Below are 18,822 nucleotides of genomic sequence, written 5' to 3' on the forward strand. Positions count from 1 at the left end.
ATAAAAAAATACTACTGTTCAATTACGCCAACATTTTGATAAATATGTTTGATCTCTTGAAAATCAATCAACGCATCGTACCCATGCAAACGCCCTAACCCACTCTGACGATAGCCACCCGTCTCAGCCTCAGCAATCAGCTTATTGTGATCATTAATCCAGACAGTTCCATTTTTTAAAGCCCTAGCAATCCGCATAGACAAAGCGCCATCCCTTGTCCATACACTTGCCGATAATCCATAAATTGAATCGTTAGCTCGCATAACAGCATCAGCCTCATCACTAAATCGCTCTATAACAACCAGAGGGCCAAAAATCTCCTCTTGAATAAAGCTGGCTTTGCAATCCTGATGTGCAATTAAAGTTGGCGTTAAAAAAGCGCCATCTCCTGGGGCGGCGATCTTTGTGATACCCCTGACAACAACCTCGTCAGCCGAAGCCATGGCTTCTTCAATTTGCCTTCCAACGACATTGGCATTACGAAAATCAATCATAGGCCCCATTTGAATGCCCACATCAAACCCTGGTCCAACGCGGATGTTTCTTAATTTTGACGCCAAAGAAATTTTGAATTTCTCATAGCAGCTATCATGCACAAGAACTCTTCTTGCGGCAGTGCATTGCTGTCCAGAGATAACCGTAGATGCTATCGCAAGATGTGAGGCGACGCTATCAATATCCACATCTGGAAATACCAGGCATGCAGACTTACCACCCAATTCAAGCGACAACTTCTTCATGGTTGGTGCTGCTGCAGCCATGATTTTTTGACCAACCTCATTTGAGCCCGTAAAACTTAATACGGATACATCAGGAGATGTAGTTAAATAGGAGGCAACCTCAGAAGACACCTCATTTACCAAGTTCACAACGCCATTTATGCAACCCTCAATGGAGATCAACTCTTTAATAAGTGCCGCCGTAATCAACGCCGTCTGGGGTGAGGGTTTAATTACAGCGGTACAGCCAGTAGCGAGGGCAGGTGCCAACGAGCGAATGAGTAAAACCGCAGGTGCGTTCCATGGAACGATAATCCCAGCTACGCCAGCAGGCTCCTTTAGTATCATTGAAAATACACCGGGCTCAACCTCAAGAATGTGCCCAGGCATATATCTGGTTAAACCAGCGTAATAGCGGATCTCAGAAATTGCAGAAATAATTTCACCGCGAGACTGAGCAACAACCTTGCCATTCTCTCTCGTTAAAAGGATGGCTAAAGTTTCAATATTTTTCTCGAGGCTATCAGCCCAACGCAGGAGAACCATTTGCCTCAGGCGAGGATTTTGAGACCACTGAGGTTTTTCAAATGCTATCTTTGCAGCATCAACAGCAAATTTTCCATCGATAAGAGATGAATCTGAAAAGCTTCCAATTGCTGCACCATTAACCGGGTCACTAGAGGTTGCAAATGCTCCAGTAGAGGATGGGCACCACTGGCCGTTTATGAAATTAAGCGCCGTTATCATTTTTTTGAAATGAATAAATTATGCATATGCAGGGCCTTCGATAACGGGATGCGCCTTTATGAAATCTTCATTGACTTCAACGCCTATTCCAGGTGCTTCGGAAGGGTTAACAAACCCATCTGAATCCAAAATAAATGGTGTATTAACTAACTCATCTCTAAATAAGTTTTCCTTCGATACATCAGCTTCAAAGTATCCACCCTGATCAATAGAAGCAATAAAATGAATTGTTGCCGCCATATTAATGCCAGTCATTGAGGTATGGGGATGGGTTGGCAATTTGTACGCAGACCCCAATGCAGCAATCCGAAGAGCCTCTGTAAGTCCACCCGTCTTAGATAGGTCTGGCTGGAGAATGTTGACAACTCGATCGTCCACAAGACGATTGAATTCAAATCTAGTGTAATGATTTTCCCCTGCAGCAAATGCAACCTTCCCAAAGCTTCTAGCCATCTCATAACTTCGATAATCATGCGCAGGAAAAGGCTCCTCTAGCCAGCCAACCTTTAGCTCATCTAATGCAGGAATAATTGCCCTAGCATCATCAAGTGAATAAGCGCAGTTAGCATCACCCAAGACTTCTACTTCAGATCCAAATGTTTTTCGAATTGCCGTAATCCTACTTAAATCATGATGGACACTCTCGCCCAGCCTCAATTTAATCGCACGATATCCAGACTCAATTAATTCTCGAGCCTCCTCCACTAGCTTCTGAGGATCCTGCCAACCTAATGCAACACCACCAGCGTATGCAGGTATTTTTTTGGGGGCGCCGCCTAGCATCTTATAAAGTGGCCAACCTACTGACTTGGCCCTAATATCCCATAAGGCCATATCGATTCCGCTCATTGCAATAGCGCAACCAGCACCAACACCCATAGCAGCTAATTGCTTTGAATAAATATCCTTCCAAATACCAATGACATTAGAGGCCTCCTTTCCCACAACAATGGGTCGTAATGCATGATTAATGAAATGGGCAATTGTGGACGGCGCTCTGCCATGATGAGACTCCCCCCAACCATACAGACCTGAATCAGTAGTAACCTTCACCACTACGGCATCTCGCTTTAAAGCTTGACCAACCCCCAAGCGAACGCTATTTTTTTTGGAAACTGGAAACGAAATTGCCCATGCCTTGAGGTCGCAGATCTTTAAATCTAAATTTTTTTGCATCTCACGCTGACTCAATTGGAGGTCTCAATAATTTATTAAAGTCCAGTTTATGGAGTATTAGCTATCAAATCAATTAATACTTATTTATACTATCTATCACTTTAAATGATGGGTATATAGCGATGGAATTTAAGCAAATACAGTATTTCGCATGTCTATATGAAGAGGGCACGGTCACTCGTGCGGCAAATAGACTGCATATTGTGCAACCTGCCCTTAGCTCACAAATCAAGAATCTAGAGCAATCTGTAGGCGAACTCTTATTTACTAGAAGCTCACAAGGCATGCATCCAACCCCGGCAGGGCGAAGAATGTATCAACTTTTCCAACCTCTCCTCGAAGAATTCGAGCGTTCAAAAAATCAGGTAATCAACTCCAATGCTGAACTGTCTGGCAACATTCGGATTGGCGTTATCTCCTCAATTGCAGAGAGCATCTTGGCACAAGTAATTAATGAATTTACAGCCAAACATCCGCGAGTAAGTCTTTCTATTACCGAAGGTTTTAGCAATCCGCTATGTGACTTGGTAGCCGGGGGTCAACTTGAAGCTGCCATTATTAATCGCCCACGAACACGACTTACGTTACGCAATGATTTAATGTTGGATGAAGAAATCGTACTTGTCAGCGGACCAAAGGCTCATATTGGCAGAGAAAAATTGACTTTGAAAAAAATCATGGGTTTGAAAATGGTACTGCCAACTAAGCAACATGGCTTGCGAAAAATTTTAGACAGCATTACCTCTTCGGAAAACCTAGAGCTCTCCCCCATTCATGAAATCGACTCAATCAATGCAATCATGCAATTGGTAGAAATTAGTGACTATGTAACTTTGCTACCACAGCTTGCCATGAAGGGATTGAATGGAAAGCAATTATCAATAAATAAAATTCACCCACCAAATTTGACAAGGCAAATATCCTGTGTATCTCACCCGCGTCGACCGCTCAATGTTGCGGTCACGACTTTTATAGAAATATGCACGCGCCTCTCAATCGAGACACGCGCAAAATAATCTACAAATAAAGCAGCGAACTATTCTGGTGAAATTCCAGATTGAGCAACAACTTTCTTCCAAATATCCATTTGCTTTTTAATAAATGCATCAAACTGGGAGCTAGTACCGCCATCTGGAACAACACCCTGCTCCTGAAATGTCTTTTTGATGTCATCTTGCTTAAGTATTAAATTGATTTGCTTATTGAGCTTCTCTACAACGGCCGGCGGAGTACCTGAAGGCACAACAAATCCATGCCAAGATGAGGCCTCATAACCTTTTACACCGGACTCATTAATCGTAGGGACATCTGGCATTAGGGATGATCTAGATTCGGTAGCAATAGCGATAGGTCGAATTTTTCCGGACTGAAGAAATGGACGAACATGAGGATAAGCATCAAAAGCAACTTCAACCTGGCCACCCGCTAAATCCGTCAACAATGGTGTACTACCCTTATATGGGACCTGATTCAGAGATGTACCAGACATACTCTCAAATAAAACCATCGATAAATGATTGGATGATCCAGGGCCAGAGGACCCATAATTGACCGAACCAGGCTTTGCTTTAGCAAGAGATAATAGATCGCCGGTGGTTTTGATTGGAGAATTGGAATTTACAACTAAAACCATTGGCGATCTACCAGCCAAAATAACAGGGGCAAAAGCTTTTAAGGTGTCATATGGCAGTGACTTATATAAATACGGGTTGGCTGAAAATGGAAACTGGGCTACCAAAATCGTATATCCATCTGGAGCAGACTTGGCAACAAAGTTACTACCAATAGTTGTTCCCGCACCTGGCTTATTCTCAACTACTACGGTCTTACCCCATGCATCGCTTAATTTTTTCCCAACTATGCGGCCCAGGGTGTCATTAAAGCCACCTGGTGGGTATGGCACAACAATAGTAATAGGCTTATCAGGATATGTATCTACATTTTGAGCGTACAGATGACCCGATACAGAAGAAACTACCCCAAAAATTAACGAAAAAATAGAAAATTTGATATCAATCTTCATGTTACCCCTCCAGTTAGACACTGACTTTTTTAATAAGAATTTCACGTTCATGTTGATTGCTTGAATTACCCTCAAGGACAATGCGACCACGTTCAACAACATAATGTCTATCGCACAAATGGATGGCTTTGTGAATATTTTGCTCGATTAGCAAAATAGCAATCCCTTGAGACTTCAACTCTTCCATTAGACGAAAGATCTCAACCACCACCATAGGAGCAAGTCCCTCTGTTGGCTCATCAATAAGAAGCAATTTTGGCTTACCAACTAAGACACGACCCATCGCCAGCATTTGCTGCTCGCCACCAGAAAGCGTTGTACCAGACTGATGACGCCTCTCTCCTAGTCTTGGAAAGCGTTTGAAAACTTCTTCTATACGATCTTGTGCTGCGCCACGATCACTTGATGCCACCTGCATGAGGCCCAACCTTAAATTATCCTCAACACTTAAACCAGGGAAAATTCGACGATCCTCAGGAACTAACCCTAGTCCAAGCCTGGTAATGTCATTTGGAGGAAGTGAATCAATTCTTTTTCCATCAAAAAGAATTTCACCTTGAGATGGTTTATGCCAACCCGCTATTGTTTTAACAATGGTTGTCTTGCCAACGCCATTTCTACCGAATAACCCTACGGTTTCACCAGCATTGATATTTAAATCAACTCCCTGCAATACATGGGAGAGACCCAAGTTGACATGGACATTCTTCATTTGCAAGATCATGCTAGCTCCTCACCAAAGTAGGCAGCCTGAACTAAAGGATTCTGACGAACCTCAGCCGGAGCTCCTTCAGCCAACTTTCGACCCTGAGCCATAACAAACACTGTTTTAGATAAGTCCATAACCAACTCAACATCATGTTCAATCAATAGGACGGTCGTATTGGCACCCACACGCTTTATTAGATCCGCAGTTTCATGGGTGTCAACCTGAGACATTCCTTGAGTGGGCTCATCTAGTAATAGTAATTTCGGCCTCGTGGCCAAAGTAACAGCAATTTCCAGCCGTCTTTGCTGACCATGGGATAAGGCGCCCGCAAGTTGATCGCGGGACTCCTCCAAACCAAATTCCTCTAGAAGTTCATTTGCTCTTTTATATGCAATTTTGCTTTTTCTCAAAGGGAGATATAAGTAGGACCGCGGCTCAAGAATCTGGCTTGCAATTCGCAAATTATCGATAACCGTTAGATCAAAAAATAGATTGGTAATCTGAAAGGACCTGGCCATTCCAAAAAATAAACGCTCTTCTGGGCTTAGGCGCGTAATCTCCACACCATCCAGTTCAACAGAACCTCCATCCGGTAAAAAAGTACCACTCAGTAGATTAAATAACGTACTTTTACCGGCACCATTTGGGCCAATGATTGACGTTACTCCAAGCTTATGGACTGATATTGAGACATCGTCTACGGCAATCAATCCACCAAATCGCTTATTCAAGCCTCTTGCCTCGAGAATGATAGATTGTGAATTATTCATGCTTTTCTCCCTCTTTTTTAGAGGAATTTTTATTCATATGAGACACGATTAGTCCAATCAGCCCCTTTGGCGCTGAAATAACAATCACAACAAAAATTAAGCCAATCACAATATGATGGTGTGAGGTCCACGTACCAATAATGGATTTGAAAGAAGTGAGTAATACACTTCCTAGAATAGGTCCTACTAGGGTGCCTACACCGCCAAGCACAACTGTAACGACCGCATTTCCGGATACATTGAAGAACATCAATTCCGGTGAGACGAAACCCCTAAGCATCGGATACAGAGCTCCCGATACAGCAGCAACAACAGCTGCCAAAATAAATGCTACTTGTTTTGGGCCCTTTGATTTATACCCAACGTATGCCAACCGGTTTTCATTAGATTGAATGGCTAGCCATAATGAACCTGTCGGCGTTGATAGGAAGTATTTCAAAATACCATACAAAATAGAAATCGTTAATAAGCATATTAAGAAAAATATGCCGGGATCAGATGTATCAATCGGACCAAATGGAGTTGAAATTTGCAGCACAGGAACCCCCATCATGCCATCCGATGCACCAAGACTGCGTGTGTTGTACACAACCTTTGCCGCCACCTGAGCCAAGCCAAAAGTAATTAACGCAAAGTAAACACCTTTTGATCTCAATGCTATGAAGCTAGCAATCCAACCCAAAATAGCCGATGCAATAACAACAATAAAAATTGCCAAGGAGAATGAAGGTGCAAGCTCTTTCAAGATTAACGCTGATAAGTAAGCTCCAAACCCAAAATACAAAGCCTGTCCAAGAGATAGGAGACCTACAATCCCTAGCAAAAGATCAACCGAAAGTGCAAGGCCGCCAAAAATAAGTGACTCAGTCGCCAATCTTAAAAAGAAAGTATCGTCCAAATAGGTGCCAACAATGAATAGAATTGCAGCCGATATAAGCAACAATAACTCAACAAAACGGATTGCTCGCGCCTTGGTATTAAGCATTTTTCATCCCCCCGTACAATCCGGCAGGTTTAAACATCAGCACTAACACCATGACAGAAAAAACCAACGGATCCGACCATACTGGTGAAATATATAAAGATGATATGGATTGCAGTTGAGTTAAAAGAATCCCTGCAACAACAGCGCCCTTGATACTCCCCAAACCGCCGACAATAACAACGCTAAAAGCCATCAGAATAAAGTCCCTACCCATAGTCGGGAATACCGAGTAGATAGGGGCAAGCAAAACCCCTGCCAATCCAGCTAGAGCAATGCCGAATGCAAACGTAAGTGCGTATACTCGCATTACTGGAATACCTAGAGATGAACTCATTTCCTTATCGTATGCGGCAGCCCTAACAATAGCCCCAATCTGGGTTTTATATATAACAGCCCAAACACAAAAAATAAGAACAGCCCCAAACCCCATTAGGAAAAGGCGGTAGTTAGGAAACATTACCCCGAGGAATTCACTAGCCCCTGAAATTGGTGCAGATGGCTTGATTGGGTTAGCGCCCCAAATAATCTTATACGCATCTTCCAGAACCATCGCAACACCAAAGGTGAGCAAGAGAGTCAAAATATGGCGATCCTTGTAATGGAACACTCTTTGGATCAAAAGCCTTTCCATGGCAAAACCAATAGGAATCAACAACAGTGGAACCAAAAGAAGGCATAACCAAAAAGAAACACCCATCGCCATCAGACTCACGCTGATAAATGCACCGGCGGCATAAAACTCACCATGGGACATATTGATGACATCAAGTAAACCAAAAATAATGGTCAGACCAAGGGCCATCAAAATGACGGCTACTCCTATTGAAAGGCCATTAATCACCTGTGGTGTATAGATGTACTGCAAGGTTTCAAGCATAAAAAACCAATCACGTATTGAATACGACTGCCAATAAACCCCCATGCTAAAGGCTCACCTATAGCATGGGGTCGATACAAGAATTAATTAAAAGCGTGTGCAGGTATCAGGGCCAATTGCCTGATCTGATGCAACCTTACCGACGATGTTGAATTCACCATTCTCCACCCGGACAGCGAACATATCTTGCATCGCTTGATGGTCGCCAGCACGCATTTTCTTTGTACCCTGTGGAGTCTGCCAAGTTAAGTCATTCATGGCAGTGCGCACCTTATCCGTCTCAGTAGATTTTGCTTTTTCAACAGCGGCTTTATAGAAATACAATAAGCCATATGAGTCAGCACCATAAAGATCGGGAAGCTTGTTGTAGGCTTTTTGGAAATCTGCTACAAATTTCTTGTTTGCTGGATTATCTAACTTTGGAGAATAACCAACACCCGTAACAAATCCGTTGGCGGACTTACCAATTGCCCCCATATTTTGTGAAGTAACTGTTCCTGAGGCTCCTACAACAGTAATGCCCTTATTAACACCATACTCATCCATCTGAGTAAACAAGCGCACTGTATCGTTACCAGCTACCGAGGTATAAATCACATTTGGTTTAGCGGAGCGAACTTGTCCAAAATATGGCGAATAGTCTTTATTATCCAATGGAGCAAAAACCTCGCCAACATCTTTCGCCCCCTTTTCAGTAGAGGCCTTCTTAAAAGCAGCCACGGTACTACGACCCATCTCATAGTCAGGACCAATAAAGAAAATATTTGCCTTTGGGATCTCTTTGTCAACCCAAGCAGCTAGTGCAGCAGACTGCATACCCGCGCGGGCGTTTACGCGAAATACGTTTGGAGAGCACTTATCAGCAGTAATAGAGTCTGCAAATGATACTGTGGTTGCAATGAGCTTATTATTACGTTCTGCTAGCTGGCCAACTGCCAATGTGGAGCCGGAATTCACTGTGCCTGTTAAAAAATCGACTTTTTCAACTTGAAATAGTTTCTCAGCTTTTTGGGTTGCTACTGCAGGATTTGCCTCTTCATCTTCGTAGATAAGGCTAATTTTGCGCCCCCCGATACCGCCTGCTGCATTAATCTCTTTTGCCGCTAAATCAAGACCCATTTTGACCTGCTCTCCGATGGGAGTATAGGTACCAGAAAGAGGCGTAACCACACCAATTTTAATTGGGCCGGACTGAGCTACCGCAACCGACATACCAAAACTTAAGGCAGCTGCAATTGCAATTTTTTTAGCTTTAAATTCTTTTTGCATCATTCATGTCTCCAGTGAAAAATTAACGACCAACAAACTTAGGTTGACGCTTTCCATGAAAAGCTTCTACCCCTTCTTTAAAATCTTCAGAGTTACGCAAACGGCTATAACAATGACCCTCCACTTCGATTGCCGTTGTTAATAGACAATCTTCAGTCTCATTCAACATCTTTTTCGCAGTTCTTTGAGCCATCGGAGAGAAGGCTCGCAATTCATCCACCAATTTAGAAACAGCCTGAGCTAATTCAGCATCAGGAACACATTCAGTTGCAACACCCCATTCATAAGCCTGTTGACCTTTAATTCTTCGGGAGCGCATGACAATATCTTTGGTTCTTGTAATCCCCACCATCTTCTGTAAACGCGCAGAACCACCAGAACCTGGAATTTGTCCAAGCTTTTGCTCGGGTAGAGCATATAAAGTAGATTCAGCCGCAATACGGAAATCACAAGCCAATGAGATCTCAAAGCCAACCCCAAAACAGTAGCCATGATTGGCGGCAATCACTGGCTTAGTACAACGCGTAGGTGCTGCAATATTCCACGCCAATTTAGAGACATGCTCTGGCGTTGCCTCCAAGAACCCCTTAATATCACCACCGCTTGAAAAATGCTCGCCTTCAGCACGCAACACAATGATTCGCACTCTATCATCAGCATCTAACGCCTCAAATGCTGCGCGGAGCTGATCCCTTTGCGGCATCTGAATAACGTTAAACGGGGGACGCTTAAGCACAATATCCGCCCTCTCCTTAGCGGCATCAATCTCAACATAGAAGCCATCTAAATTGTCAAGAATATTGCTCAAGGGATGTTTTAAAACTGTAGTCATAATGTCTTTCTAATAAAATTAAACACTTTCATATTCGCCGGCAACCAATTTACGTCGCAATACTTTTCCCACAGGTGATTTGGGAATTTCTTTTACAAAAACATACTCTCTTGGCCGTTTAAAGTTAACCAAGTCAGAACTGCGACAGTATTCATCTAGTACCCGTGAATCTACTGAGGCTGCAGCTTTAATAAAAGCAACAACTTTTTGCCCTAAACGATCATCCTTTAGGCCTGCTACTGCAACTTCACTAACCGATGGATGCAAAGAAAGTACCGATTCAATCTCAACAGGTGAAATATTTTCACCACCCGAAATAATCATGTCATCAACACGACCGGTAACAAATAACTCACCAGATTGATCAAAATAACCTGTATCGCCCGTGAAATACCAACCTTCACGAATCGACTTTTGATCGGCATCAGGACGCTTCCAATAACCTTCAAATGCCTCGTCCCCACAAAGGTCGCAAATAATTTGACCCTCCTCATTTGGGGCGGCTAAATCATGTGGCCGAGTAGCTTGAGGGCCAAAATCCAGCTTAACAACACGGATACGGGCATTAATTCCGGCCCTACCAGCAGAACCTGGCTTAGCAACCGCACTTTGATTAATTGTGTATGTGTAAATTTCACTAGATCCATAGTGATTAACAAACAACTCAGGAGAAAATGCGTTATCAAGCCTCAACAAAAGAGCATCATGCATTGGGGCCCCTGCAAATCCAAGCTTTCTAACAGATGACACGCGTGATGAATGAAAGTTTTTTGATTCCAACATATCGTGGTACAGGGTTGGAACGAGATATAAATGCGTGACTTTTTCAGCCTCAATGGAATTGATTGCTTTTTCAACATCCCACCGTGGCACTGCAACATATGTTCCATTCACGATACATAGCGAAAGCAATGTTCTTACCCCCATCGTATGGTAAAGCGGCATAACTCCGAGCGTTACTTCACCCATAGCATATTGATTTTGCGCAACGTGAGCCACACCAGCCGCACGTTCTGCACGCTGCTTCCTGGGCACCCCCTTTGGCTTTCCTGTAGTGCCCGAAGTGAATAACATCACAGAGATATCATCTACCTGTCCATCGGCGTTTGGCTCACAGGCATCTTGCACCATATCTTGAAAATAGGTATGACCGTTCGAAGTAACTGCATCTGCGCAAAGAATGACTGGGATTGATTGACTGGTTTCAGAGTCTAAGTAATTTTGGAGGGATATTTCTTCCACAAAAGCCAGCTTTACATCTGCATTTTGCGCACAATAATCTATCTCTTCTGGCTTCGATCTCCAATTTAATGGAACTATAGCAATACCCGACATCTGGCATGCCCAATGAATGGTGGCAGCTTCATATCGATTCTGCAAAATGGTCAATATACGATCACCGCGTGTAAGTCCACGTTGATAGAATGATTTCTGAAGCGCCCCAATGGAGTTTGCCCATTCCTGGTAAGTTGACCGACGATCACCATCTACGATAGCTAAGCGATTAGGTTCACGCTCAACCGCCTGTAAAAATGTTCTTCCCAAATCAAGCATGGGCATCTCCAACCTTACTTCTTCTTTGTTCTGCGACCTCTAGTACCGCCTCAACTATGCCAACATAACCAGTGCATCGGCATAAGTTTCCAGATAAACCCTCTCGCACCTCCAGCTCCGAAGGTGAATTATTTTTGCGAAGTAGATCATCTGCAGCCATCAGAAATCCCGGAGTACAGAATCCACACTGCAAAGCATGGTGCCTTCTAAAGGCGAGCTGCAAGTCTGTCAATTCACCACCCTTTGAAATGCCTTCAACTGTTTTAATTTCTACCCCATCAGCCTGGCAAGCAAACATCAAACAGGAACGAACAACCTGACCATTGACTTCAACCGTACATGCGCCACACACCCCATGCTCACAACCCGCATGAGTGCCCGTCAATCCAAGATCATGTCGGATGAAATCCAGCAATGTAGTGCGATCTTCACACTTTGCCACTCTCTGAACTCCATTAATTGTTAAGTGGATAGATTTCTCTGTCATAACTGAAGATCGCTTTCATATTCAAATGCTTGTGTCGCCGCTCTTTTTCCAAGGGTACGCATCAGGTGCCTTCTTAATCCAGAGGTAGCGGTTGGATCCTCCCGCACCTCAATAGTACTAGCGAGTGTATGAATGTATTCCTCAACCTCACTCACAGAGTTAGCTTCAACATGAAAAACTTTAGCAGTGTCATCGATGCCACCAAACCCTATCCTCCACAAGTTTCCATTTCTGATGATAGCAACAGCAACCACAGCAAAATCACCATGACGATATCCATACTCGGAAAAACCGTAACCCACCTTAGTTGATTGAATTGGAAAATCAACTGACAAAATTAATTCATTCGATTCGCGAATAGTTTGTAATGCGCCAACAAAAAAATCCTCAGCCTTAACAATTCTTACTTTTTTCTTACTACCGAGTGTCACAAACCCTTCCAGGGTCATGATGGCCAACACCATTTCAGCACTCGGGTCTGCATGAGCGATGGAGCCACATACGGTTCCTCGATTGCGAATAGGTGAATGAGCGATCCACGGAAACATCATCTTTAACAGTGGCTGATATTGTGACAATTGATCCCACCCTTCCAATGCCGTTTGCGTTACTCCAGCACCAACTCGCAAAGATTTACCCGTAACATTGAATTCATGCAGCTCTTTAGCAAGGCTGATATCTATTAAATGAGCAGGGCTTGCTACTCTCATTGCCAGCATGGGTAGCAATGTTTGACCACCGGCCAAAATGCGCGCATCTTCACCGTGGACCTCTAACAACTCGATAATTTCTCGTAGCGAGCGGGGTCGGTGCATTTTAAAGTTAGTTGATTTCACTTTTTCAACCCTAGCAACAAGATGAGTCGAGCGTATAGCTCCATCAATAAACTCTGTCCCGCCTGAGCTCCAGCCTCTTTAGCCAATGAACGGAATAGTTGGTCTAAAACCAAACGAATTGCACCCTCCAACAGTCGGCTACCTATGGCTGATAATTTTCCAGAAACCTGAGCTTGATAGTCGTAATGCAACAGCGTTTCGCCGTCGATGGCCTCCAAGCGAACGCCCCCTATTCCAAGCGCCATGCCAAGCGGCCCCCTCCCTTCGCCGCCCAATGAAAAGCTATAAGGTCGAACGATATCAGTCAAATTAATTTTTGCGTTAAATCGAGCTTTAGCAACCCCAATTCGAACTACGGCCACGCAATCAAAACGAATGCCGTTATCAATTAGGGATTCTTGGATCGATTCACAGCCAGGAATAACGTTTTTAAGGCGCTCCGGATCGAGTAAAACAGCAAAGATCTTTTCGGGGGTCACCTTCAATCGAATTTCACCCTGAGCCCTCAATGGATAGTCCTGATTCATCCTTAGTGAGGACTTACGCGACACCTCAACATCTTTAGGCAACTTATTCTGAGAAACCAATAACGCATGAATTCGACTCGGCGTTGCGGGCAGCACAACATCCTCTACACCGAGAGCATCAGAAATTGCATTGGCTATGCAAACTGGAGTGCTCATACTGTTACCTTCACCAATTCCTTTAGCGCCTAAAGGAGTAAAGGGGCTTGGGGATTCTTGATGATAGATTTTTGGTGTGATGATCTCACTAGCCGTTGGCAACCGGTAATCGGCAAAAGTGCCTGACAAGAAGTTGCCATCACTTCCATATACAAATTCTTCAAATAGTGCCGCACCAACTGCTTGTGAATACGCCCCGTATATTTGCCCATCAGCAAGCAAGGGATTTAAAATTTTTCCAGCATCGTGTACGGTAATGTACTCATCGACTTTTGCGAAGCAAGTATCTGGATCAATTTCAATACCGCAAACATCCAATGCAAAACCATACGCAGCAGATGTATTAATACGATCTTTTCCATCTGGAGCATTAAGCACATCAGGACTCCAGAATGTAGTTTCTTGCAAAGCCAAAGTCACATCCTTGCCCAAAGCTTCTTGAACTAGTCCTGGCGACCAATGAAAATTTCCACATATTCTGGAAAAAGGTATCGATTCGTCAGTCCGCCCAACGATGGATATATTCCCGTTAGCGAACAGCAATTGCTCTGGGTTCACCTTTAAAACATTTGCAGCATAAGCTGCAATTCGTGTTTTTAATTTCTCAGCAGCCAGAAATACTGTACCAGCTACTGCACCAGCAAATCGACTAGAGTAATTTCCTGCCGCAATTGACCAGGCATCTTTTGCCGTATCAAAATCAACATTCACATGAACTTGTGACGGCGTGATACCAAAAACATCTGCTAATAGCTGGGCAATTACTGTTTGATGACCCTGGCCAGCAGGAGCGGATGCAATATTTGCGGATACACTCCCTGACGGATCAATACTAACGGTTGCCGAAGTAATTGCTCCGTTCTTGAGGCCAGATTTTGCCCGTTGCTCAACAGTAAGAACTGTAGTGATGTAGCCCATATTAGACACAGATGGCTCAACTATTGATGCGACACCAATCCCATAATGGCGACCATTTTTTCTTGCCTCATCGCGACGCGTCAAAAGTCTTTTATATTCTGGTGACGACTGTACTGTGGCGAGCGCCTTTTGATAATCGCCAGAATCCAATAGAGCCCCGGCAGCTGCTTGATAAGGAAATTGATTCTTTTCGACATAATTCAGCGCCGCAATTTCTAAATGAGATTTGCCAAGACGTTTAGCAATTTGATGAACCAGTCGCTCTAAGGCAAAGTAAACTTGAGGCCCACCGAAGCCGCGGACTAAGCCGGTAGGAGTTTTATTAATTAAAACTACTCGGTTACGAACTTTTAAGTTTTCAATCTGATAGGGGCCAGTCAAGCAGCCATGCATACGATATAAAGTTGCTGGCTCAGGAGCTCTTAAATAGGCGCCACAATCCTCAATTTGATCATAGTCTAGCGCAAGAATTTTGCCATTTGAATCAACTGCTGCCCGCAAATGAGTATGGCGTGCTGTGGCAGATGTTGCTGCCTGCAAATGTTCTAAGCGATCCTCTATAAACTTGACTGGTGCACCCGCTTTTCTCGAGGCTAAACAGCAGAGAATGATGTAAGGCAAAACAGATTGCTTTACCCCAAAACTGCCGCCAGAGTCAGGTGGCACATGATGCCGTAGCTTTGTTCCTGGAATTTTTAACGCAGCAGCCATCACTACATGAAGTGAAAATGGCCCCATAAAATTAGAGCTAACTTCGTAGGAAGAGTCGCTTGCCCGCCATTGGGCAACAACACCACCCGTCTCCATCGGTGTACATGAGTTGCGAGGATACCGAATATCAACCTCAATTAAATGAGCGGCTTGCAAAAAAGCATTTTCAGGATTGCCGTAACTAAAGGATCGGTCAGATACGCAATTACTGCCCATATCTTCATGCAACACTACCGCATCCTCATGAAGAGCCATATCAACATCAACAACAGCTGGAAGCGGTTCAATGTTCACTTGAACCTTTTCAACACCATCCTCAGCTAATGCTCGTGATTCAGCGATTACAACAGCAATAGGCTCGCCAACATATCGAACAAATTGATCAGCCAATACCCATTGACGCATTGGCGTCTTAACAGCGACTACCAAAGGATTTGACCAGCCTTGCACATCCTCGATTGTAAGAACGGCGCGTACCCCAGATATGCCCAATGCCTCACTAGCATCAACCGATAAAATTTTTCCATGGGCGATAGGCGAACGAACAATTGCAGCATGTAAGCAGCCAATGGGTAACGGTAAATCATCAAGGTAGCGTCCAGCCCCAGTCAGGAGTGCGCCATCTTCAACGCGCTCATGGGGGCTACCTAAATGAATTGAATTATGAGTCAATACCGTCTTTCAAAAATAGAATGAATCTAAACTTGAAAGAAGGTTAATGAACAGTTGCTAAGATCGCTTACCTCAGAGTCTGATTACTTACCTCAGAGTCTGATTTTATATATCAGGAAAACCCTAAGAATCAAATTTAGAAGTTTTTTCTACCTGCAATCGATAGAGGCTCGGGGCCACACCTTGGTGCTGTTTAAAGAATCTTGTGAAATGGCTAGGAGCAGAAAAGCCGAGTTCATCGCCAATATCAATCAAACTTTCTTCTTTATTTGCGAGTGCATCGAAGGCAAATTCCATTTTAAGAACGTTTGCAAAAACAATTGGCGATAAACCTGTGCAGCGTCGAAATAATTCAAAAAAGTGGGAGCGTGATAAGTCAACGCTTTTTGCAACAGTGGAAATGTCGCTAAAGCCCTGAGGCGATGTTCTCATCAAGTGAATCGCCTTACGAATTCTCGGATCCATGAAGGCCATAGCATTTCCTGCTGCACGAAGATCGCTTTGGGTAATGCACCCAATATCCTCCATGAAGGTTGAGGTCAGATCTAGCAACATGGACTCAAGATGATCATGAGTAATTTGATCAGACCACCACAACTCCATTGAAATCTTTTCGAGAATTTGCTTTTGTATTACACCCATTGCCGAAAGGTTACTCGAGAAGAAGCGGGGATGGCTACTTGCTAAGAATTTCTTACTAAAAGAGGCGAGCCACTTTGGTTCAAGGTATAAGGCAAGCAATATGGGGCTCTCCCCATTAACTGGCAAATGCAAATAGGAGTGCTCCTCCCAGGCATTAATTAATACCGCGTTTTCACTAGTCAACGGGCAATGGATCCCTCTCACCTGAAAAGCAATATCAGGACCGGCCACCTTGCAAAGAATGTGACAGTGATGGTGCGCATGAGTAACTAGGGGGGCATCCATTTCAAGGAGTGCCACCCTTCCAAACTCACCATGTAGTAAGCGAATTACCTTTGACATGATGAGATCATCTCATAGTGCAAATAGCAATGCACAGCATTACTATGTTGCACTGCAAAATAACGCTCGAATTACTTCTTCTTCACCGGCGGGAGATCGGTGCAGTGGCCGTGAGCAGCTTCAGCAGCAAGCCCAACAGATTCACCTAACGTTGGGTGTGGATGGATGGTTTTGCCAATATCTACCGCATCAGCACCCATCTCTATTGCAAGACACACCTCGCCAATTAAGTCACCTGCGTGAGTACCAACAATACCGCCACCAATAATGCGCTTGCTGGTGGCATCGAAAATCAGTTTCGTGAAACCCTCGTCTCGACCATTGGCAATCGCTCTACCACTAGCAGCCCAAGGAAATAAGCCTTTTTCGTACGCAATTCCTTGAGCCTTACACTGCTCTTCTGTTAAGCCGGCCCAAGCTACCTCAGGATCGGTATAAGCAACGGAAGGAATTTGCTTCGCATCAAAATAAGACTTCTCGCCAGATGCAGCTTCAGCAGCAACATGACCTTCGTGAACTGCCTTGTGCGCCAACATCGGCTGACCAACAATATCGCCAATCGCAAAAATATTGTTTACATTGGTGCGCATTTGTTTATCCACTGGGATAAAGCCGCGCTCATCAACCACTACGCCAGGGGCCGCCGCATCAATCTTCTTACCATTTGGCGTGCGACCAACAGCAACCAACACAAGATCATACAACTGCGGCTCTGCTGGAGCATTTTCACCTTCAAAACTCACATGAATTCCATCAGGCTTTGCTTCAGCTTTGGCGGCGCGTGTTTTGAGCATGATTTTTTCAAATCGACCTGCGTTGAATTTCTCCCAAACTTTTTCCAAGTCACGGTCGGCGCCAGCCATGAGCCCATCCATCATTTCAGCTATATCAATTCGAGAACCTAAGGTGCTGTAAACGGTAGCCATCTCCAGACCAATAATGCCGCCGCCAATGACCAACATTCTCTTAGGAACACTCTTGAGCAAGAGAGCCCCAGTGCTATCAACAATGCGAGGATCTTTTGGTAAAAATGGCAAGCTTACTGGCTGACTACCAGCGGCAATAATCGCTTTCTGAAAACGAACCACCTCTTTCTGACCAGTGAGATCTTGACCATCGCCCCCTGTTAGCTGAACCTCGACGTGATTTGCATCTAAGAAACGACCTAAGCCACGAACTACTTTCACTTTACGGGCCTTAGCCATACCAGCCAAGCCTCCGGTCAATTTAGCAATGACAGAATTTTTATAACCACGAAGCTGATCAATATCAATTTGCGGGGCTCCATAAGTGATGCCATGCTTTGACATGGTTTTCACTTCATCCATGACTGCAGTGGTATGCAATAAAGCCTTAGATGGAATGCAACCAACATTCAAGCACACACCACCCAAGGTAGCATAGCGTTCAACCAATATCGTTGACATGCCCAAATCGGCGCTACGGAAAGCAGCACTATAGCCACCTGGCCCAGCACCCAGCACTAATACCTCGCACTCATGATCAACCTTACCACCGTATTGCCCAGCGATTGGAGTCTGGATAGGCGCTGTTGATGGAGTTGGTAGTGGCGAAGTTGGGGCAGGTGCCGGTGAATGAGATGCTTGAGGAGCAGCAACAGCCGCACCGCCAGCCAACTCAATCTCAGCAACAACACTACCCTTGCTGACTTTATCGCCAACCTTTACAGAAATTCCCGTAACAGTGCCAGAAGCATCTGCAGGAACTTCCATAGTGGCCTTATCGGATTCAAGAACAAGCAGTGCTTGCTCTTTCTCTATGACGTCACCAACCTTAACCAGAACTTCAATAACTGGAACATCGTCGTAGTCACCGATATCCGGCACAAGAATCATTTGCTTAGCCATAT

General features: G+C 44.2%; 16 protein-coding genes. 1 reads left to right on the forward strand and 15 read right to left on the reverse strand.

Annotated features, from left to right (window positions below):
- Positions 1–11: 11 nt before the first annotated feature.
- The gene (locus AOB49_RS05790; RefSeq protein ID WP_062308886.1) at positions 12–1,466 is read right to left on the reverse strand and encodes an aldehyde dehydrogenase family protein; all 1,455 of its coding nucleotides are present in this window, start codon (positions 1,464–1,466) and stop codon (positions 12–14) included.
- A gap of 18 nt (positions 1,467–1,484) precedes the next feature.
- Positions 1,485–2,642: a mandelate racemase/muconate lactonizing enzyme family protein gene (locus AOB49_RS05795; RefSeq protein WP_062308888.1), complete on the reverse strand. Its 1,158-nt coding sequence runs from the start codon at positions 2,640–2,642 to the stop codon at positions 1,485–1,487.
- Between the two features lie 122 nt (positions 2,643–2,764).
- Between AOB49_RS05795 and AOB49_RS05800 the strand changes: the two genes are divergently transcribed.
- Entirely contained in the window at positions 2,765–3,658 is an 894-nt protein-coding gene (locus tag AOB49_RS05800) for a LysR family transcriptional regulator (RefSeq protein WP_062308890.1), read from the forward strand.
- Between the two features lie 20 nt (positions 3,659–3,678).
- On the opposite strand, the gene AOB49_RS05805 is transcribed toward AOB49_RS05800, so the two are convergent.
- The 13 genes from AOB49_RS05805 to lpdA all read right to left on the reverse strand — a co-directional run bounded on the left by AOB49_RS05805 (position 3,679) and on the right by lpdA (position 18,820).
- Positions 3,679–4,665, reverse strand: coding sequence for a Bug family tripartite tricarboxylate transporter substrate binding protein (locus AOB49_RS05805; RefSeq protein ID WP_062308891.1), 987 nt, complete (start codon positions 4,663–4,665; stop codon positions 3,679–3,681).
- A gap of 13 nt (positions 4,666–4,678) precedes the next feature.
- Positions 4,679–5,389, reverse strand: a complete 711-nt coding sequence (locus tag AOB49_RS05810; protein WP_156471343.1) for an ABC transporter ATP-binding protein — start codon at positions 5,387–5,389, stop codon at positions 4,679–4,681.
- Positions 5,386–6,144 (reverse strand): ABC transporter ATP-binding protein, encoded by a 759-nt coding sequence (locus AOB49_RS05815; RefSeq protein ID WP_062308893.1) that lies wholly within the window; start codon positions 6,142–6,144, stop codon positions 5,386–5,388. Before AOB49_RS05815 ends, AOB49_RS05810 begins: the two co-directional genes overlap by 4 nt.
- Complete coding sequence (locus tag AOB49_RS05820; protein WP_062308895.1) at positions 6,137–7,129, reverse strand: branched-chain amino acid ABC transporter permease; 993 nt, start codon at positions 7,127–7,129, stop codon at positions 6,137–6,139. The genes AOB49_RS05815 and AOB49_RS05820 overlap by 8 nt, the downstream gene beginning before the upstream one ends.
- Positions 7,122–8,006, reverse strand: a complete 885-nt coding sequence (locus tag AOB49_RS05825) for a branched-chain amino acid ABC transporter permease (RefSeq protein ID WP_062308897.1) — start codon at positions 8,004–8,006, stop codon at positions 7,122–7,124. The genes AOB49_RS05820 and AOB49_RS05825 overlap by 8 nt, the downstream gene beginning before the upstream one ends.
- Before the next feature lie 87 nt (positions 8,007–8,093).
- A complete protein-coding gene (locus AOB49_RS05830) occupies positions 8,094–9,278 on the reverse strand; it encodes an ABC transporter substrate-binding protein (protein WP_245640622.1) in 1,185 nt (394 codons plus the stop codon).
- Between the two features lie 19 nt (positions 9,279–9,297).
- Complete coding sequence (locus AOB49_RS05835; protein WP_062308898.1) at positions 9,298–10,107, reverse strand: enoyl-CoA hydratase/isomerase family protein; 810 nt, start codon at positions 10,105–10,107, stop codon at positions 9,298–9,300.
- 18 nt (positions 10,108–10,125) lie between these two features.
- Positions 10,126–11,661 carry an AMP-binding protein gene (locus tag AOB49_RS05840; protein ID WP_062308900.1) on the reverse strand — a complete coding sequence of 512 codons (1,536 nt, stop codon included), beginning with the start codon at positions 11,659–11,661 and terminating at the stop codon, positions 10,126–10,128.
- Positions 11,654–12,148: a (2Fe-2S)-binding protein gene (locus AOB49_RS05845; protein ID WP_062308902.1), complete on the reverse strand. Its 495-nt coding sequence runs from the start codon at positions 12,146–12,148 to the stop codon at positions 11,654–11,656. Before AOB49_RS05845 ends, AOB49_RS05840 begins: the two co-directional genes overlap by 8 nt.
- The gene (locus tag AOB49_RS05850) at positions 12,145–12,963 is read right to left on the reverse strand and encodes an FAD binding domain-containing protein (RefSeq protein WP_156471344.1); all 819 of its coding nucleotides are present in this window, start codon (positions 12,961–12,963) and stop codon (positions 12,145–12,147) included. Before AOB49_RS05850 ends, AOB49_RS05845 begins: the two co-directional genes overlap by 4 nt.
- 17 nt (positions 12,964–12,980) lie before the next feature.
- A complete protein-coding gene (locus AOB49_RS05855; RefSeq protein WP_062308905.1) occupies positions 12,981–15,968 on the reverse strand; it encodes a xanthine dehydrogenase family protein molybdopterin-binding subunit in 2,988 nt (995 codons plus the stop codon).
- Between the two features lie 123 nt (positions 15,969–16,091).
- Positions 16,092–16,952 carry a helix-turn-helix domain-containing protein gene (locus AOB49_RS05860; protein WP_062308907.1) on the reverse strand — a complete coding sequence of 287 codons (861 nt, stop codon included), beginning with the start codon at positions 16,950–16,952 and terminating at the stop codon, positions 16,092–16,094.
- A gap of 71 nt (positions 16,953–17,023) precedes the next feature.
- Positions 17,024–18,820, reverse strand: a complete 1,797-nt coding sequence (gene lpdA / locus AOB49_RS05865; protein WP_062308909.1) for a dihydrolipoyl dehydrogenase — start codon at positions 18,818–18,820, stop codon at positions 17,024–17,026.
- Positions 18,821–18,822: the final 2 nt, after the last annotated feature.

The organism is Polynucleobacter sinensis (assembly GCF_001595985.1).
In the GTDB taxonomy this organism is placed as follows: Bacteria; Pseudomonadota; Gammaproteobacteria; order Burkholderiales; family Burkholderiaceae; genus Polynucleobacter; species Polynucleobacter sinensis.